Genomic DNA, 19,180 nt, shown 5'->3' on the forward strand with positions numbered 1-19,180 from the left:
AATCGCACACGTCCAACGCGGAGCTGTCCCGATGGTCTCGACTGCGAGGTGGACAAGTTGCGATCAGACAAAAAAGAACGCCGCGGGCTGGTTGGCGATGAGACGCTAACGGGGAAAACGCCAGCGTTGACGGGGGTCTCCATGGCCGACACGAACACCGCGTTTGTGAAGTTTTCCGATATCCAGAAGACTTATGATGGTGAAGCGCTCGTTGTTAAGAATCTCAACCTGAATGTAGCGCGGGGTGAGTTCTTGACGTTGCTGGGGCCATCCGGCTCGGGCAAGACGACGACGCTTATGATGCTCGCCGGCTTCGAGGTGCCTACTCAAGGTTCCATCCATCTGGAGGGGCGCTCCATTCATAACGTCCCTCCACACAAGCGCGACATTGGAATGGTATTTCAGAACTATGCGCTCTTTCCGCACATGACGGTGGAGGAGAATCTCGCCTTCCCGCTCAAAGTTCGAAAGCTCGGCAGGGCCGAGCGCGAGATAGGAATCAAGCGAGCGCTCGACATGGTTCGGCTCGGGGACCATGGCAAGCGGCGGCCTGGCCAGCTTTCCGGAGGACAGCAGCAGCGCGTCGCCCTTGCTCGCGCGCTCATCTTTGATCCCAAGCTCGTCCTGATGGATGAGCCGCTCGGCGCCCTCGACAAGCAGTTGCGCGAGCAGATGCAGCTTGAGATCAAGCATATCCATGAGGATCTCGGTGTCACCGTGGTCTATGTGACGCATGACCAGAGCGAGGCGCTGACCATGTCGGACCGCATCGCGGTGTTCAATGATGGGGCTATCCAGCAACTCGCTGCGCCCGCCGAGTTGTACGAAGAGCCGCGCAACGCCTTCGTTGCCCAGTTCGTCGGCGAGAATAACCGGCTTCTTGGTAAGGTCGTCTCGATGAATGGTGCGACGTGCAAGGTCGAGATTCCTGGCTCGGGTGGCGTGCAGGCGCTCGCAGTCAACATCGAGGTGGCCGGGGGACCGACAGTGTTATCGCTAAGGCCGGAGCGGGTGAAGCTCAACCCAACGCCGGGGTCCTTACCAAATATCTTCAGCGCGCGGATTGCGGAGGTGATCTACCTCGGTGACCACGTGCGGGCCCGGGTCTCCGTCTGCGGCCAAGACGACTTTGTGATCAAGCTGCCGAATTCGGACGGCATGGCGCAGATCGCGCCGGGCGCAGCGATCACGATCGGATGGAAAACGGAGGATTGTCGAGCGCTCGATGCGTCTTGACAGTGGCCCGAAGTGCCGTCGGCGAGGTGGCCAGGAAGTTTGACAGCGCCGCTCCTATTCTGGGGCGGACTAAAAGGGGAGAGGAATATGATGAGGACACATTCAATTGTCGCCGGCGCGTTGGCTGCCATGGGCTTAATGTTGGGCGCGTCGAGAACGCCGGCTTTCGCGGCCGATCAGCTGACGGTCGTCAGCTGGGGTGGAAATTATCAGAACGCGCTGGCCAAGTACATTTTCGAGCCCTTCTCGAAGGCCACGGGAGTCAAGGTCATTCAAGGCGTGTACGCGGGCGAGGCCGCTAAGGTCCGTGCCATGGTCGAAACCAAGACTGTTAGTTGGGACGTAGTCGATGCCGGCTCAAATGCTTGGGTGATGTGTGCCCAAGGACTCCTCGAGACCACAGACTGGAAGAAGCTGGGCCTTGACCGGGCAAAATTTGGTGAAGCGGGCAAGTTTGAGTGCGGGGTGCCAAGCCAGACCAATGCCACGATCGTCTACTATGGCAAGAAACTGACGCCCGCTCCGACGACCATCGCCGACCTGTTTGACACCAAGAAATTCGCCGGCAAGCGCGGGCTGTGGAAGAATCCCTATCCGAGTCTCGAATGGGCGTTGATCGCTGACGGCGTGTCAAGGGATGACGTCTATAAGGTCCTCGGCACGCCGCAAGGAGTTGATCGCGCGTTGAAGAAACTCGACACGATCAAGAACGATGTCATCTGGTGGACGTCCGGCGCCCAAGCGGACCAGCTACTCGGTAGTGGCCAAGTCATCATGACCGCGGCTTGGACGAGCAACGAATTGAACAAGCGGTATGATACCATGTGGGACGCTGCGCAAGGGGCGTATCAATACTGGGTCATTCCCAAGGGTAGCCCACACCTCGACGAAGCGTACAAGTTCCTCACCTTCGCCGGTTCAGCCAAACCGCAGGCAGACATGACGCGCGAGCTGCCCTTGGCGCCGGCCAACAAGGATGCAATGGCTCTAGTAGATCCAGAGACCTTGCCAAACCTTTCGAATACGCCGGAGCATGCAGCCATTGCTCTGCCTTTCGACCCAAGATTCTGGGCTGTTCACGGCGATGATCTGCGTCAGCAGTTTACGGCTTGGCTCGCGAAGTAATCAAAGCAGCTGAGATCAAGCATATCTCTAAGCATCCGGTGTCACCGTGGTCTGTGACGGATGATCAGAGCGAGCGCTGACCATGTCGTACCGCATCACGGTGTTCAATAAGGGGGCGATCCAGCAACTCGCTGCGCCCGCCGAGTTGTACGAACAGCCGAGCAACGCCTACATCGCCCAATTCGTCGGGCGAGGTTGGCGAGCCGGGCAGCGATCAATGGATGGAAAACGGACCATTGTCGAGCGCTCGATGCGTCTTGACAGTGGCCCGAAGCGCCGTGGACCTGGCGGGCAGGGACTTTGACAGCGCCGCTCCTAGTCTGGGGGCGGACTAAAAGGAGAGAGGAATACGATGAGGACGCATATAATGGTCGCCGGCGCATTGGCCGCCGTGGGCTTGGCGTTGGGTGCCCTAAGAACTCCGGCTTTGGCGGCCGATCAGCTGACGATCGTCAGCTGGGGTGGGAATTATCAGGACGCGCTGGCCAAGTACATTTTCGAGCCCTTCTCGAAGGCCACTGGGATCAAGGTCATCCAAGGGGTGTACGCGGGCGAGGCAGCTAAGGTTCGTGCCATGGTCGAAACCAATAGTGTGAGCTGGGACGTAGTCGATGCCGGTTCAAATGCTTGGGCTATGTGTGCCCAAGGCCTCATCGAGACGATAGACTGGAAGAAGCTGGGTCTTGACCGGGCAAAGTTTGGCGAAGTTGGAAAGTTTGAGTGCGGGGTGCCAAGCCAGACCAATGCCACGATCGTCTACTATGGCAAGAAACTGACGCCCGCTCCGACGACGATCGCCGACCTATTTGACGCCAAGAAATTCCCAGGCAAGCGCGGACTGTGGAAGAATCCCTATCCAACTCTCGAATGGGCGCTGATCGCTGACGGCGTGTCAAGGGACGACGTTTATAAGGTCCTCGGCACGCCGCAAGGTGTCGAACGCGCGTTGAAGAAGCTCGACACCGTCAAAAATGATATCATCTGGTGGACGACCGGCCCACAGATGACGCAGCTACTCGCTAGTGGCGAAGTCATCATGACGGCGGCTTGGACCGACAACGAGTTGAACAAGCAATACGGCATCATGTGGGACGCTGCGCAAGGAGCCTTTGATTACTGGGTCATCCCTAAAGGGAGTCCACGTATCCAAGATGCCTACAAGTTCCTCGCCTTCGCTGGCTCAGCCCAGCCGCAGGCCGATTTGACACGTTACGCGCCTTACGGCCCCGCCAACAAGGACGCGCTGGCGCTTGTCGATCCGGCGGTGCTGCCCGAGCTTCCAACCTCGCCCGAGCATGCAGCCGTGGCCCTGAAGTTCGACCCAAACTTCTGGGCTATTCACGGCGATGAGTTGCGTCAGCGCTTTACCGCTTGGCTCGCGAAGTAATGAAAAGAGCGGCGAGGAGGTCTTCTCCTCGCCGCTAAAGAAACAACTGAAGTTAAGCGAGTGAGGAAGAACCCGATGAACACGATTGCGGTCAAATTCTCAGCCAGTCCTGAACGAGTGCCGCTACGTGTCAAATTTCGGCGAGTCGAGTCCCGGCGCCAGCTCAGGGCTTTCACCCTCCTGCTTCCGCTCCTACTATTTGTCCTCACCGCCTTTGCCTTCCCGATTGGCCGAATGCTCGAGAACGCGGTCTACGATAAAATACTGCTGACGTTGATGCCCCAGACTATGATTGCGATTGAATCGTGGGACGGCACGGACGTACCCGACGAATCCGCATTCGCCGCGCTGGCGGGCGATCTCAAAGAAGCTTGGGCGCACAACAATGCATTTCAGATCGGAAATCGAATTAACTACGAATTGCCGGGGGCAGCAGGCTCTGTGCTATCCAGCGCACGCCAGGTAAGCGTGTTGACTGCCGGACCTTACAAGCAGGCCATAATTGCATTCGCCCCCCTCTGGGGACATCACGATGTCTGGAGCCTTTTGAAGCGCGCCCGTTCACCATACACCGCATATTATTTGCTACGTTCCGTCGATTATCAATACGACCCCGATGGAAAGATCGTCTCCGCTCCCGCGGAGACCGCGATCTTCCGCGACGTCTTCTTGCGCACGTTTGGTATCAGCACTGCTGTGACCATCGCGACATTACTACTAGGCTTCCCGGTAGCTTATCTTCTTGCGACGGTGCCGCCCAAGACAAGCAATCTGCTAATGATCATGGTCGTCTTGCCATTCTGGACCTCGGGCCTGGTACGCAGCATCGCTTGGGTCGTGCTCCTGCAGAAGAACGGGGTTATCAACAACGTGCTATTGGAACTGCACATCATATCGCAACCCCTTGAGCTCATCTTCAACCGGTTCAGCACGGTCGGAGCGATGATTAATATTCAGGTGCCTATTACACTCTTGCCGATCTACAGCGTCATGAAAACGATCTCGCCCAACTACGTGCGCGCCGCGCGCTCGCTCGGCGCTGGTCCATTCTACGCCTTCTGGAAGGTCTACTTCCCCCAGACCCTGCCAGGAGTCGTCGCTGGTTGCCTGCTGACGTTCATTTTGTGTCTGGGCTACTACATCACTCCATCGATTGTGGGCGGGCCAGCCGACCAGATGATTAGCTATTTCATAGCGCATTATACTAACGAAGAGCTCAACTGGGGCATGGCCTCGGCCCTTGGTGCAATTCTACTTACGACAACGATGTTGCTCTACCTTGTTTACAATCGGCTTGCTGGCGCCGACCGGCTTATGATGAGGTAAGAAAAATGGCCAAATTCACTTACGCCTCCCCCATAGAAAAGGGCTGGCACTATCTGCATCGGCTGATCTGTGCGGCAGTGTTGCTGTTCCTGGTCGCACCGATCGTAGTGATCCTTCCGCTGTCTTTCAATTCTGTCGCTTTCTTCACCTATCCAATGGCAGGATTCTCGTCTCAATGGTACGAGCAATTCTTCCTAACGGAGCTCTGGCAGAGCGCGCTGCTGAACTCAATCTTCGTTGCAGTTTCGGTCACCTTGCTGTCGACGGCGCTGGGTACGTTAGCCGCAATTGGACTCGTCCGCTTAAGCGCCCGGTGGCGCACCCTAGCGATGAACATACTGGTTATGCCGCTGATCGTGCCGATCGTGATCACTGCGGTCGCAGTATATTTCTTGTATGCGGCGATCGGGCTGCTGAACGGCTATGCCGGACTGATCCTAGCACACACGACCTTGGCGACACCCTTTGTCGTTATCGCCGTGTCCGCCACCCTGACAGGTTTTGATGAGTCGCTCGGACGCGCGGCGGCCGGTCTGGGGGCGCCGCCGATCGCCGTGTTCTTCAAGGTCATCCTGCCGCTCATCCTGCCTGGCATGGCCACCGGGGCCCTCTTCGCCTTCCTCACCTCCTTTGACGAGGTGGTAGTCGCCCTTTTCGTTGCTGGCCCTGAACAGCGCACCTTGCCCATGGTCATGTATTCCGGCATCCGAGAGCAGTACAACCCAACCATGATAGCGGCCGCCGCCGTCCTGGTGCTATTCACCGTCGTCATGCTAACTACCGTCGAGCTGTTGCGCCGACGCTCGGAGCGGTTGCGCGGGATCCGCAACAGCTAAAAGTGCCTGTCCGATTGAGGCACTTATTTCTTTTCGTTCGAAAACTCTGCACGTCTCTGCCAGAGTTTCGATCGGCTAGACAAGGCTGCCCCCGAAGCGAAGATCCCGGAAATCAGATTCGGAAATAGTACTGACCCGTCGAAGGTTCATAACCTCTCATGGTCTAATCGCGATAAGAATCTAGGCTGGCCTTCCGCGCAAGAGCTTTGTGTTCCTAGACGGACGACTTCGATGTCACTTCGCCGCTTTCCCGCGGAATGACAGTCGAGAAAGCCGCGATACTGCGCGTCCAGCTCGAAATCGCACGAGAAAAGCAGAGCCGTAGGCTAGCCTTACCAAGCTACTATGCTTCAATAAGACTTCAAACGAACTTCGCAGCGAATGCGAGGGAGGGGTGCTATTGAATTGCTAGCACTATTTCCGCGCCAAGTTGAAGGCGTGTTCGCGATCGTTTGCAAGTCGCGTTTGGCGCGCTTTGCGGAGAAGTGTCAGGCGACTGTGGTCGGCGTTCCCGCTCTAGACTCTCGAAGACCCACTTAAGCCAGGCTGCGAAGTCTCCCAGCGCTCGGAAATTGCTTATCAGAGAACAACAGCAAATTGCAAAGGAGGGGCACGATGGTACCGGAAATGTCCAAAATGTGTGGTCAACCCATACGGCGGCAGAGGTTAACTTGCCTGCTGGTCGGTGGAGTTACGCTTTCAGCTGCCCTTGCCCTAGAAGGATCGCTTGATCGAGTGCAGGCGGACAGCCCAACGCTCACGGTCGAAAATGGGACCGGCATGTATGCAGACTGTCTACGTACTTCATTTTTTGAACCATTTACAAAGGAGACGGGGATCAGAATCCTCACGATCCCCGAAAATGCTGATAATTCCAAATTTAAACTCTCGGTGACCACTCGTCACTACACCGCCGACGTAATGGGTTTGGGTTCAGCTTTTGCTCAACCCCCGAATGGGCCGAAATATCTCGAGCCCATCGACTATTCTATCATCAATAAAGAGGACCTAATCCCAGATTTGGCGCAAACCTACGCAGTCGCGCTCGATAACTATGCCTTCACTCTCGCCTACAACTTACAGAAAACAGGGGGGAAGATTCCGGCCGGCTGGGCGGATTTCTTTGACCTGGAGAAATTTCCAGGAAAACGCGGCGTGGGAGATGGCCCGGCCACAATTCTCATAATGGCTTTGCTCGCCGATGGCGTAGCTCCCCAAGATATTGTGCCCTTGGACTTCGCCCGCGCCTTCAAAAAGCTTGATACCATAAAGAAGCAGTTGGTCTTTTGGGAAACGGGAGCGCAACTACAGGATCTCCTCATATCTGGAGAAACGCCGCTCACCATGGCTTATGCCAATCGCGTTGCGTCGGCACGCGTCGATGGCAAGCCCGTAGGGCAGGTGTGGAACGGCTTCATCGTTAGCTCGGACATGCGAGCCGTGCCCAAGGGCGATCCGAACAAGGCAACCGCAATGAAGTATCTCGCCTTTGTTCTTAGCAAAAAGATCAATGGTCAGCAGACCAACTGCATCGCGCTCGGCCCTGCAAATATACACGCGGAAGCCAACCCTAAATGGCAGGACGCTTATCCGGTCAATCATTTGAACGAGCCGCATGTGCTCCTTGACACTCCGCAGGTCGCGGCGTGGCTTGGCGATTACTACAATGAAATGAACAGTCGCTACCAGCAATGGAAATCCAAATAGTCAGCATTAAACTCCATTGAGCCAACGGACGACAGAAAACATCTCAGGACCTTGGAACAGCTCTCTCTTCGGAGTCTCGATAGAGATGTACTCACAACTTGATCGCATCGAAAATCAAAAGTCCGACCCTCACGGTTTATTCTGGCAGCGGTTCCGACTTATCTGTGGGATGCTGCGGAATGCCGGAGCGCAAGGGGCCTCAGCCAACAGATGGGGTTGGCTGGTGCTACCCGCCTTGGTATTTCTTATCGCGTTCTTCCTGTGGCCGTTGGCGTTCGTGGTTGTCCAAAGTTTTGTGGAGCCTGATCCGGGCTTCGAGAACTACGTCCGTCTTTTCACTTCCTCACTTGTCGTTCAGACCTTCGTTACGACTATTGAGACGGCTCTCGTGGCGACGCTCGGATCTTTGCTCGTCGGATATCCATACTCTTACCTCATGTACATATCATCAGCGAGGCTCGCGGCAGTCCTCCAGCTGGCTGTGCTAATCCCGTCCTGGGTCAGCTTCATTGTGAGAACATATGCATTAACGGTGCTTCTCCGCGACACGGGCGTCATAAACGAGACGCTGATCGATCTCGGGCTCATTGGCACTCCCCTGCCACTAATTCGCAACGATTTCGCAGTGATGTTCGGAATGCTGGCGGTCCTGTTGCCGTACATGGTCTTTCCAATCTACGCTGTCATGCGTCGGATTGATCGCGATTATTGGCGGGCTGCGGCTATACTCGGCGCACCTCCTGCCCGCGCATTTGCGCGCGTCATCGTGCCGCTCAGCGTACCTGGTGTGCTCGCAGGATGCGTGCTCGTGTTTGTTCTTTCCCTAGGTTTTTACATTACGCCAGCCCTACTGGGAAGCGGCCGAGATCTGTACGTCACTGAGCAGGTTGTATTAGCGGTTCGACATGTAGAGTGGGGATACGGTAGCGCGCTTAGTGTGGCGTTGCTCATTGTGACGTTCGGCGTGCTCCTTGCAGCGAGCGCTGCCGTACGACTCCGTGATGTCTTCGGCGTGGCAGTCCCCGAATGACCCCTAAGCGTTCCACCTGGTTGCTGCTGGGCGTCTTTGGCGTGCTGGTTTGCTTTTTCCTGGCGGCGCCACTGCTTATTATCGTGCCCTTGAGCTTTACAGATGCCGAAGAAATGATTTGGCCACCGATCGGCTTCAGCACCCGCTGGTACGAGACCGTGCTGATGAGTTCTGACTGGCGGGAGCGTATTGTGACCTCGCTCGAGATCGGAATGGGTTCGGCTGCGCTCGCGACCGCGCTTGGGTTGTTGGCTGCGCTAGGCCTCGTCCGGGGCAGCTTTCCGGGGAAGCGTTTAGTGTCGGCACTTCTTCTGTCGCCCCTCGTTGTCCCAACCGTCGTGATCGCCATCGGCATGTTCTTCGTGTGGACCCTTGGGTGGTCGATCGGGCCAGTTACGCTAGGAGGTGAACTCCAAGGCACCGTGACAGGGCTGATCTTGGCACATGCCGTTATGAATCTGCCATTCCCCATCATCATGATAACTTCCGCCCTCGTTACGGTGGATCGCAATCTAGAGAGGGCCGCAGCAATCATGGGCGCCAGCCCACTCATAGTGTTCTTTCGTGTAACCGCTCCGCTGATACAGGTGGGGATTCTATTCGGGTTCGTCTTTGCCTTTCTGGGATCCTGGGACGAATATATCGTTGCATCATTTCTCTCGAGCGCGGAGGTCAATACCATTCCGGTTGGCCTCTTTTCCCAGGTGAAGCTTTCAGTCGATCCGACAGCCGCCGCTGTTTCTAGCCTTCTCCTGGCAATCAGCTCCCTCGTCCTCGGGTTAATGCTTCTTCGCGGCAGCAGGCAACTCCTTGGAGAAAGCGAGCAGCGATGAACATCCTGTCCGACGTCCGACGGAGTGAGATAATGACGGAAGTAACGCAGCCGGCTCTGCGGATGCAAGCCGTTACCAAGGCCTTTGCAAGCCTTATCGCCGTCGATGCGATCGACCTTGAGCTACGAAAGGGCGAATTTATGACCCTTCTCGGCTCTTCTGGCTCCGGTAAAACGACCACGCTCAACATGGTAGCAGGGTTTGTTCAGCCGACGTCGGGGCGGATTTTCATTGATGGGCAGGACGCAACTCACATTCCATCCCACAAGCGTGGCATTGGGATGGTGTTTCAAAACTATGCGTTATTCCCGCACCTTACCGTAGCTCAGAACGTAGCCTTCCCACTAGTTCGCGTCCCGAAATCTGAGCGGGCAGCATTAATTCATGAGGCACTGCGCCTCGTTGGCCTGGAAGGTCTCGAGGATCGGTTCCCGCGGCAGCTCTCGGGCGGTCAGCAACAACGCGTGGCTTTCGCACGTGCCGTCGTTTATCGCCCGCGCCTCTTGCTCATGGATGAACCGTTTGGCGCGCTTGATAAGAAGCTACGGGAGACTTTGCAGCTAGAGGTCCGGCGCCTGCATAAGGAGCTTGGTATAACAATTCTGCACGTGACACATGATCAAGAGGAAGCCCTCGTGCTGTCCGACAGAATCGCAGTATTTCGTCGTGGGCGCGTTGAACAGCTGGACAGTCCGAGAGGGCTCTATGATAACCCCAAGACAGTCTTCGTCGCAGACTTCGTCGGTGACTCCAACATCTTCCACGGAGTGATGAGCCAAGACTCAGGAACCACCACGATCAAAGGCAATGGCTGGGATCTGTGTGGACCGGTTCAGTCCAATGATGGCCTTGCACCCGGGTGCCGAGCTGCATTGGTGATCCGACCCGATAAATTGACGTTGGCTCCGTTCGACTCGCCGCGGGCCCCTGGAAGCCAGCGTATCACCGGATGTGTGCGGCAAGTGGTATACCTCGGCGATACGTTCAAATACGAATTGCAAGCACTAAATCAAACCGTTTATGCTCGCTTGCAGACTGATGCTTTGAGCTTCACGCCGAATTTGGGTCAGGAAGTCAGTATCGAGTGGCGGACTGAACGCGGGACGATCGTCCCGGGCAACTAGTGCTGAGGCGCCCCATGTAGGCGCCCGTCGCGCTGGCTACGCCCGTTTGCGGACGCCTTGGGGGTATGCTGCCGGCACTCGCGCCCCATTGACCTTGAAGACTGCTACACCACACAAGCGGATCCAGCTTCATCGAGATGCCAAGACGAGCATGCGATGATAGGCAATGCTGACTTACTCGTGGTGGGGACGGCTAATTTTTGTCGAAGCGACCGCCGTCGTACCCGACAGATCGGATCATTCCCGGCGAGTTGAGTTTGTGAGCACGAAGCCGACGGACCGTAGCGCAAACCACCACCCTACGATGCCAACCACCACATCACCGAATGACGCACGTGAGCGGCGGCAGCTGCCTCGGCCATTCCCAGGGGCTGGTTGCCGCAGACGACAACGCGATCACCTCATCGGGATATTGCAAGCGCCACTGAGCGACCCAGCCCTCGCCAACTTAACGCCGGCGGAGTTCGCAGTGAAACACTGCTGGAAAACAAGCCTCCTAAGGCCAGACCGTAACATGCTTGCGAGCGAGAGTTGAGGCTCAGGTCACTCCGCATAGTCCGAACCGCCGGCAGTTAGGACACGCTTGACAGCGTTGAAGTATAGGTTGACCTCGTCCGAGAACTCCTGTTTGGCGGTCTGCAAAAGGGTACGTGAATTTGCGAGAACCTCACCGGCTATCATTCGTCGTTTTCCCGCTGCCGACGCAATCATTTGGGTCATTGCCGCACGCTCAAGAAAGTAAAGCCTGTGATACGCCTCCGCTACCGTTTCTCCTGTCGTTACAACTCCGTGGTTCGCGAGCATTAGTATTTTCTTGTTCCCGAGCACATCGGCCAGTCTCTCACCCTCCTCCTGGGTGGTCGCCAGGCCTTTGTAATCATAATCATATGCGATTAGTTCGTGCAGAACCATCCCGTTCTGACTAGACGGCTCCAACGTCATATTCTCCAGCTGCGACAGTGCGGTCGCGTACGGCATATGCGTGTGCAAAACACAGGCAATTCCCCGCCGATGCATGGGTGCGTGAATGCTGACTGCTGAGAGATTGGCCATGCCATTGCCGGCGACGACTTGGCCATCAAGGCCGACTTCAATAAGGTTTGATGCCTTAACTTCTAACCAATGCAGTCCAAATGCATTTAAGTAGAAGCGATCCGAGTGCCCCGGCACGGTTAGAGTGAAGTGATTGTCGATCCCTTCCATGAACCCGTCGTTCACCGCTTGGCGATGCGCCGCGGCCAAATCGATCCGAGCATTTATCTGTTGCTCGCGGTCAGAATTATGGGTCCGTAGCGTATTTGAAGTCATGTCGTGTCTCCGTTCGAGCTATGTAGAGTAGCCGTGTTCGACGGGCAGTTTCCTCCCATATTGCAGTCCTGCAACCGGACCTGTGTATCTGCCGGGAGAGACAGGAGATATTTGCCCTTCCTTTTAACATTGTCCGATTGCGCCGGTGATTGCGTTCACCGCAGGAGTTGCCACCTCGCTCTGCGTAACTGGTTGTGCGGTTGGGTACGATTGTCCAACACCAGATTTTCTTTATTGAATCGCCCCGGCTATGCGCTCGCCGAGCGCAGTAGGTCCGTTTGCGAGCCCCGTTTCAACGATAAGACCGAGATCGGCCGGCGGCGGCTTCGTTATTGTGTTTCCCCAAACCTCAGGAGTTTAGGGGTCTCGCCAGATACGCTACCCCCACGCCAGGGCGCACGTGTCCTCCGGATCGAATTGCGCAGACCGTCGACGTGCTAGGCGCTCGAATATAACTGGAGCCGGTCGATAGAGAATCCATCGGATGCAGGATCCCTATGAGGTCTCCTTGCTTCACTTCGCTCAGCACTGAGCAGCGAGGCTCGAAGATCCCCACTGCGGGGGACTTTAGTACGTCAGACGAAAGCGATTCTAGTGTCCGGCTCGACTTGTGCTGACGGAAGGTTGGTAGCGCGACTTGTCCGTTAACCAGTCCGAGCGTGATAAGAGCGTTTCGGACGCCGGTTTCATAGATAGCCAGAACTTCGGCGCCAACCGTGCCGCCGCCGAACTCAGCGCAAACGAATACCTTGCCTTGACTCTGCGCCCATGTGTCGAACATTCCTGGCGTCTCGTTGGATTCCCAGACCAACGACACCGGTAGTCTGAACGCCTGTGCCATCCGGAGCGTTTTGGCCATCAGATCAGCATCTGCAATGGGATGCGTCGTGGTCGCGGGCGGAAAATCCCAAGCCGGTCCAAAGCTGTGCAGATCGAACACGATGTCGACCAGAGGCAAAAGCAGGCGCGAAACAGCATCCGCGATGCGTTCAGTCACCGATCCGTCGGCACGGCCCGGAAACACGCGATTGAGATTCAAGCCGTCAATCGGTGTGTTACGGGTCCATGCCTGCACGGCAGGTGGATTAAGTGCGGGTAAGATAATGACTCTTCCACAGGTTTGCGCTTCCGGCAACCATTCAGCAACCCTTCGAGCGACTATTGGCCCTTCCAATTCGTCGCCATGGCATCCGCCTGTGATTAAGAGGCTCGGACCTTCTCCTCTGTTGATACTGATAACCGGAAGCGAGAGCGCTTCGCAATCTTCGCCTTGTCCGACAACAACATGTCCCGTATTCACGCCAAGCGCGTTAAAATCGCAAGTTACCTGTGATGTTTTGCTCATTAGTTCATTCGCCCTTTATCCGTCGAGCTAACATGACAACACCAGGGATCGATCGCCTTTTGAAGCCACGTTAGAAATTGTGCCGCCTTGCCAAACAGACCGCCGATCTCAGGAAAGGCGCTCGTTCGTAGCCTGCATCTGCAAAGTAGTCGGAAGCAATTGATTAGCGGTCGTACAGCCCGTTCCGCCCCTTCCGTTATGCAAAATGCAGAGTATGAGGTGTCCGGCTGAGTATTTCTGCGCCTCTCTCCGTCACCACAACGTGCTCGCTAGTGCCAAATTGGTAACCGTTCTCTCCGCGCAGAATAATTGGCATATGCAGGGTCATGTTTGGTTCGAGTATGTCCGTAGCACCAGGCTCAAGGCTTATGTTACCGCGCTCCAACCAGTTGATGCCGGTCTGGTATCCCACCCGATGATTGAGCAACTCTGGACGCCCATGGCGCTTAAGTACAGCTCGTCCAGCGGCATCAACGTCGCCGGCCGTTGCACCAGGCTTGATCGCCGAAATAACGGCCTCGAGGACTTCGATCGATAGACTGTGCAGGAATTCAGTCTCTGGATGTCGGCCAAGTACAGCACACCGGACCAACCCGCAGGGATAACCGGCTTTGAGACCGCCAAGCTCAGTAAACGCCGGTTCGTTGTTTCGTATGGGATTATCCTGAGGTCTGCCGTGCGACAGCTTCGTCCGCTCGCCGAAAAGCAGAGTCACCGAGGGCTTTTTGATTACACCACCAGCCTTTTCGACTTCTCGGTCCATGTTCGCAAGCACTTCGGTTTCGGTAATGCCCTCACGCAAGGACTGCTGGAACGTTCTAACAGCCACATCAGTCAATTTCATTGCAAAGCGCATGGCTTCGAGCTCCAACTGCGTCTTCACAGCTGCGACCGTCGCTACCAGCCGAGTCGCATCGACGAAGTTCGCATCCGGCAGGTGGGCCTGAAGCGCACTCACGTCCGCTGGTGCAAGATTCCAGCAGCCGAGTTCGAGCCCAATTTTTTTGCCGCTCAAACCAAATCGGCGAATCGCTTCGGCGCAGGCTGGGGCAAAGCCTTCGTGATCCGCGTAAGTGAGGATTTCCTGAATACAGCTATTTGGACGGACACTGCTTAGTTCATACTCTCGGATGACATAGGTCGGCTTTCGCCCCGGGACGAGGATCAATGGGAAGGGCATGAAATATGCGCCGAGTCCATCGTATCCGCTAAGATACTGAAGATGCCCGTGAGCGGTTACCACGAGAGCGTCGAGCTTGGCTCTTTCCATAGCCTCGAACACTTTCCGCTGACGTAGTTCATACTCGGCAGTGGGGAATGCAAGGGCGCTAGGTGCCGTTAAAGACGTGCTAGTCATTTATCACCTCGATTGAAGAGTTGTTGTTCTGAAGGGGCGCCATCCGAAGTCAGAGTTCGACGCTGTTTGAATACATAGCGCAACTCGTGTGTTGGCCTTGCCAGAAGTTCACTCGCAACAGCGGTTCGAGTCAAACGCAGTGTCCGATGGAAGGACTTCGACCGGAGCGCCTCGCCCGATCAACGATGCGGGGCGAAGTCTGGTTAGACAGCGGACGAGCCGCTATGATTATCGCCACCAGCTCCATCTTCAGGTTCGAACGCAGATGCTCCCAGGCGGCTTGCAGATAGCGAGATCGTATTTGAAACTTGGCGCCGATTTCCAGCGTTGGCAAAAAGTTTGCGAAGGAAACGGGCGCTAAAGTAAATCTCTGCGCCCGTTAACAGCGCGCTTCGCAGTTAGCTTACCAAGCTTAGCAGGTCTTCAACCTTGCCGGCCAACTTAACTGAAGGTTGCACTCGGTCCGTGCATGCGGCGGAAGTTTACCGCTGCCGCTTTCCGGCGTTGCGCCAGGTAGAATGCGGATATGCTGCAAATTCACGTCGAAAAACGCACAAAGCCCCGCGAGACATTGTCTGATCATCAGTGGATGAAGAATGAGGTCTGGAGTTGGCGAGCTACGTAGCGACCGACATGCGCCTCCGCAAGCGACTTTACCTGCTCCGCTGGCCAGCCGCCATGCCTCATTCTTCCAAATTGCGCAGCAAGGCGCATGGCACCATGGCACTGCAATCGCATCGCTCTATTGGAGTTCTACAATGACATCGAAGATCTCACGTTATCTCGGAGTCCTGAACCTCGAACGCGGGAGGCCGCCCGAGGCGCCGCCGCCGCCGCCGCAGCCCGGCTCGCTCCTGAATCCGGATACCTGCGGGTTCCCGGTCATTTCGGAAACTATAGTAGGAGGTTGGGCTGACAGAGTCATCTGCGGTGACCCAGCCCTCGAGTCGGCGTACGTTGCTGCTGCCCGGCGTTTGGTCGAGCGAGGCGCGGTCGCGATAACCGCGAACTGCGGCTTCTCTATTCGGCATCAGGCGGCGGTGGCGGCATCGGTGAATGTTCCTGTGGTGATCTCAAGTCTGCTTTTGGTGCCGACTCTACTCCGTCAGCTGCCACGATCTGCAAAGCTTGCCGTCGTGACAGCCGACTCGACCAATTGCGGTGAAGATCTGCTCTGCGTAGATGATCCCGCCGAACGGGCGAGGGTTGTTGTCGGAGGCATCGAAGGCGGTAAGCTCTTGGAGAACGAAATGAAGCGCCCGCCGCCGCCGACCGACGTCGCCGATGTAGAGGCGGAGTTCGTCGCCTGTGTTGTGCGCTTGTGCGAGGCCCATCCGGAAATTGCGGCGATTGTGTTCGAATGTACGGCTGCGCCGCTAGTAACCAAAGCAATCCGTCGCGTCACGACTCTGCCCTTGTACGATATCTCCACCCTCTGTCGGATGACCTTGATGTCACTTGGCTGAGGTCACTTCTCTCGTTCGGCCAGCTTGACGCAGAGGAATCTGAGACGAAGCGAGCAAACGCGCACATTGCGCGTAGGCGCGCTGGTCTGTGCAGTGATCGAGACTGAAATAGGACAGCGCGGCAATCTCGGCAACAGTCCGATGGACCAGAGAGAGTGGGGTCGCTTTGGATCCGTTGAGCAGTGCACTCACGACCTTAGTTCAGCAGTCCCCCCGGGCTGAAGGAGAACGGAGACGACATGATGCGCGAACTTCAACTGAATTCCGGCCCTGGCCGGGTCGAGGTCGCCAACAGATAGCAAGGTGTCCGACCGACTGGCCGAATAACAACGAAACAGGGAAAACGAAAAGGAGCTAATCAATGACCAGAACTTTCAAGCCAATTCCGTTTACTCATCCGCCATTTGCAAAGTCAGAGTACGAACGCCGGCAACGAAACGTGCTGGAAGTTGTGCAGCGTTCCCAACTCGACGCCCTCCTGGTTACTGCCCACGGCCATCTACGATATCTCACGGGATACGATGGGATGGGTGGGTACTTCATGCCGTTTCCATTGATCCTCGTTCCGGGCCGAGCGCCTACCTATGTGGTCCGTGAATTCGAGTTGGTTGGCGTTCGCGCGGAAAGCTGTATCGAGGAAATCATCGGATATACCGAGCAGACGGACTTTGCGAAGGTTTGCGCCGATGTGCTCAGACGGTACGGGCTAGCGAGCAAGCGAGTCGGCTTCGAACTCGGCTGCTGGAACCTTGCGTACGCCGATGTGACCGCACTCCAGTCGCTGCTTCCGGAGATGAAGGTTACCGATGCCTCTCGTTTGGTCTCCTCTGTCATGGCCGTAAAAAATGAGCTGGAGATCAAGATCTTCCGCGAGGCGATGGCCATGACCGATGTTGCAGTGCGGGCGTTCCAGAATTCGCTTCGAGAAGGAATCACCGAAGTGGAAATGGCCGCGGCGATCCTCGCTGAGGTCAGGAGAACAGGGGGGGATGACCCCAGGTTGGTTTCCATTGGCTTCGGCGAGCGCACGAAGCTGCCACACACGAAGCTGACGCGCCATCCCATTGGAAACGACGAGCCCGCGATGGTCGAGCTCGGCGGGGCGAAGAACGGATACACGGCAGGGCTGGTCCGGAGCGCCGTGCTTGGGCGCCACGCCGAGGCCGAAACGCTCCACGCTGTGGCCGAGGAAGCCCTTGCGGCCGCTATCGCAGCCATTAAGCCGGGCGTGACAGCGGGAGACGTGGACACCGCCGGACGCAAGGTGGTCGAGCGGTCCGTTCGTCCGCAGGGCTTGAACCATCGGGTAGGATATCAGATCGGCTCCCCCTGGAGCGAGCGCGGCAATCTGAGCCTGGAGCCAGGCGCGGGCGACGTCATTAAGGCTGGGATGACCCTTCACATGCCAATAATTCTCATCGGCGCGGGCGACTACCTGTCGGGTTGTAGCCAGAGCGTCCTAGTGACCGAGCGCGGAGCGGAGATACTCAGCAAGACGCCTCCGACCCTCTACCGCGCGTGATACGCTAGTCTGGGCGGGTTTTTGACATCTTGATCAGCGGGCGCGCATCGCGCCTGTCTCGGGTAGAACGGATCGCGCACCGCAAACGATCGATCGCCGCCTGCGACTGCTTCCGTTCGGCGCTACTACGGCAGAATATACAGAAGGAGATACGCACAATGGCAATGCCAAAAGCACCGCTGGCTTTTCCACGGGCTGAATATCTACGGAGACTATCCGCAGTTAAGGCGGAAATGGAACGACGCGAGATCGAGGCGCTGATCGTCACGAGTCCCGCCAACATCACCTATCTTTCTGGCTACACCAGCAAATCTGCTTATGTGCCGCAAGGCCTGATCCTTAGCCTGCAGGAGGAGGAGCCGACGTTCATTACGCGACGTATGGATGCGCCGGCGGCGATGCATCAAATGTTCATCGACAGTACTCGGGTTATTGGCTATCCGGAACATTTTATCGCCCATCCCGACCTGGACGGCTTTGATGCGGTGATCGATCTCTTGCATGACAAGCGCCTTGCCGACGCCGGCGTGGGTCTTGAGGCCAAGTTCATTTCGGCTCAAGCTGTCGACAAGTTCAAGACGAGGATGCCGAAAGCCACGGTGGTTGATTTCGGAAATGCAATCCACTGGATTCGGGGCATTAAGTCCGCCCTCGAAATTGCCGTGATGCGCGAATCCGCTGCAATTGCAGATGCTGGTATGTTGCGAGCAAAGGAGGTAATCCGTCCGGGTGTGAGAGAAGCCGATGCGGCCGCGGAAATCATCGCGACACTAGTGCGCGGCGCGAATGGCAAGCCCGGCACGGATCTGTCCGCCTTTTTTCTGTGTGCCTCACCGCGTTCGGCCACCGCCCACATCCGATGGAGCGAAGATAGTTTCCGCCAAGGTTCACAGATCAATCTCGAATTTGGCGGCGTGCGTCATGGCTATATCTCGGCTCTGATGAGGACAGTCTCGATTGGTAAGCCCTCAGATCGCCTGCGTCGACTCCACGAAGGTGAAGTTGCCGGATTGGAAGCCGCGCTCGTTGCCGTCAAACCTGGTGCGACCTGTAGCGATGTCGCGACGGCGTTTAACCGCACTCTAAAAAAGCATGGTTTTGAGAAAGAATCCCGGTGCGGCTACGCCATCGGAATCGACTGGACAGAGCCAACGGCCAGCTTTCGGGAAGGTGATCGGACTGTCCTGCAGCCAAACATGACTTTCCATCTGATGCTCGGCAATTGGATCGATGAGGACTTCGGTTATGTGATCAGCGAAACATTGCGCGTTACCGACACGGGAGCAGAAACCTTTTCCAAACTGCCACGGCAAGTATTCGAAGTCTAATTTCGACACATGAGGGCCAGCCTGCAGAGCGTGATAGCGGTCTGGAGGCTGGTCTGAGGCGTCCCTTCTTCAAGAAGTGACCGCAATAGGCACCGGTCTCGGGAAGGCCGATTGGACGGCTCTACGGTTACGCTTGCCGCGTTTAGCTTTCAGGGAGTTCAGCTCGAGGTTATTTCGCCAAGCGCAACTTCGGCGATGCAGATGTCGTGGTCTACGCCTAGTTGAATGCGGTACTTACCGCTCGTGCAGG

Annotated in this window: 16 protein-coding genes; 13 read left to right on the forward strand and 3 right to left on the reverse strand. The window is 56.6% G+C overall.

Annotated features, from left to right (window positions below; genetic code table 11):
- The first annotated feature begins 141 nt into the window (after positions 1-141).
- The 10 genes from BRA1253DRAFT_RS29295 to BRA1253DRAFT_RS29335 all read left to right on the forward strand — a co-directional run bounded on the left by BRA1253DRAFT_RS29295 (position 142) and on the right by BRA1253DRAFT_RS29335 (position 10,604).
- Positions 142-1,236 carry an ABC transporter ATP-binding protein gene (locus BRA1253DRAFT_RS29295; protein ID WP_035995492.1) on the forward strand — a complete coding sequence of 365 codons (1,095 nt, stop codon included), beginning with the start codon at positions 142-144 and terminating at the stop codon, positions 1,234-1,236.
- A gap of 87 nt (positions 1,237-1,323) precedes the next feature.
- On the forward strand, positions 1,324-2,361 hold the full coding sequence (locus BRA1253DRAFT_RS29300; protein WP_245285989.1) for an ABC transporter substrate-binding protein: 1,038 nt from the start codon (positions 1,324-1,326) through the stop codon (positions 2,359-2,361).
- Positions 2,362-2,443: 82 nt separating this feature from the next.
- Entirely contained in the window at positions 2,444-2,665 is a 222-nt protein-coding gene (locus BRA1253DRAFT_RS46315) for a hypothetical protein (RefSeq protein ID WP_083869958.1), read from the forward strand.
- A gap of 63 nt (positions 2,666-2,728) precedes the next feature.
- Positions 2,729-3,748: an ABC transporter substrate-binding protein gene (locus BRA1253DRAFT_RS29305; RefSeq protein ID WP_007600384.1), complete on the forward strand. Its 1,020-nt coding sequence runs from the start codon at positions 2,729-2,731 to the stop codon at positions 3,746-3,748.
- Positions 3,749-3,823: 75 nt separating this feature from the next.
- Positions 3,824-5,074: an ABC transporter permease gene (locus BRA1253DRAFT_RS29310; protein WP_007600385.1), complete on the forward strand. Its 1,251-nt coding sequence runs from the start codon at positions 3,824-3,826 to the stop codon at positions 5,072-5,074.
- A gap of 5 nt (positions 5,075-5,079) precedes the next feature.
- Positions 5,080-5,910, forward strand: coding sequence for an ABC transporter permease (locus BRA1253DRAFT_RS29315; RefSeq protein WP_007600386.1), 831 nt, complete (start codon positions 5,080-5,082; stop codon positions 5,908-5,910).
- Positions 5,911-6,525: 615 nt separating this feature from the next.
- Positions 6,526-7,617 carry an ABC transporter substrate-binding protein gene (locus BRA1253DRAFT_RS29320; protein ID WP_007600391.1) on the forward strand — a complete coding sequence of 364 codons (1,092 nt, stop codon included), beginning with the start codon at positions 6,526-6,528 and terminating at the stop codon, positions 7,615-7,617.
- 235 nt (positions 7,618-7,852) lie between these two features.
- Complete coding sequence (locus BRA1253DRAFT_RS29325) at positions 7,853-8,647, forward strand: ABC transporter permease (RefSeq protein WP_157158642.1); 795 nt, start codon at positions 7,853-7,855, stop codon at positions 8,645-8,647.
- The gene (locus tag BRA1253DRAFT_RS29330) at positions 8,644-9,480 is read left to right on the forward strand and encodes an ABC transporter permease (protein ID WP_007600394.1); all 837 of its coding nucleotides are present in this window, start codon (positions 8,644-8,646) and stop codon (positions 9,478-9,480) included. The genes BRA1253DRAFT_RS29325 and BRA1253DRAFT_RS29330 overlap by 4 nt, the downstream gene beginning before the upstream one ends.
- A 32-nt stretch (positions 9,481-9,512) precedes the next feature.
- On the forward strand, positions 9,513-10,604 hold the full coding sequence (locus tag BRA1253DRAFT_RS29335; RefSeq protein ID WP_007600396.1) for an ABC transporter ATP-binding protein: 1,092 nt from the start codon (positions 9,513-9,515) through the stop codon (positions 10,602-10,604).
- A gap of 543 nt (positions 10,605-11,147) precedes the next feature.
- Here the strand turns inward: BRA1253DRAFT_RS29335 and BRA1253DRAFT_RS29340 are convergent.
- From BRA1253DRAFT_RS29340 to BRA1253DRAFT_RS29350, 3 genes are all read right to left on the reverse strand, one after another.
- Entirely contained in the window at positions 11,148-11,912 is a 765-nt protein-coding gene (locus BRA1253DRAFT_RS29340) for a class II aldolase/adducin family protein (RefSeq protein ID WP_007600398.1), read from the reverse strand.
- 349 nt (positions 11,913-12,261) lie between these two features.
- A complete protein-coding gene (locus tag BRA1253DRAFT_RS29345; RefSeq protein ID WP_007600399.1) occupies positions 12,262-13,257 on the reverse strand; it encodes a succinylglutamate desuccinylase/aspartoacylase family protein in 996 nt (331 codons plus the stop codon).
- Positions 13,258-13,453: 196 nt separating this feature from the next.
- A complete protein-coding gene (locus BRA1253DRAFT_RS29350) occupies positions 13,454-14,614 on the reverse strand; it encodes a Xaa-Pro peptidase family protein (protein WP_007600400.1) in 1,161 nt (386 codons plus the stop codon).
- A gap of 758 nt (positions 14,615-15,372) precedes the next feature.
- Here BRA1253DRAFT_RS29350 and BRA1253DRAFT_RS44625 point away from each other — a divergent pair.
- From BRA1253DRAFT_RS44625 to BRA1253DRAFT_RS29365, 3 genes are all read left to right on the forward strand, one after another.
- A complete protein-coding gene (locus BRA1253DRAFT_RS44625) occupies positions 15,373-16,080 on the forward strand; it encodes a hypothetical protein (RefSeq protein ID WP_007600401.1) in 708 nt (235 codons plus the stop codon).
- 361 nt (positions 16,081-16,441) lie between these two features.
- Positions 16,442-17,602 carry a Xaa-Pro peptidase family protein gene (locus BRA1253DRAFT_RS29360; protein WP_007600402.1) on the forward strand — a complete coding sequence of 387 codons (1,161 nt, stop codon included), beginning with the start codon at positions 16,442-16,444 and terminating at the stop codon, positions 17,600-17,602.
- A 158-nt stretch (positions 17,603-17,760) separates the two neighbouring features.
- Complete coding sequence (locus BRA1253DRAFT_RS29365; RefSeq protein ID WP_007600403.1) at positions 17,761-18,930, forward strand: Xaa-Pro peptidase family protein; 1,170 nt, start codon at positions 17,761-17,763, stop codon at positions 18,928-18,930.
- Positions 18,931-19,180 lie beyond the last annotated feature (250 nt).

This window comes from Bradyrhizobium sp. WSM1253 (assembly GCF_000244935.1).
GTDB lineage: Bacteria > Pseudomonadota > Alphaproteobacteria > Rhizobiales > Xanthobacteraceae > Bradyrhizobium > Bradyrhizobium canariense.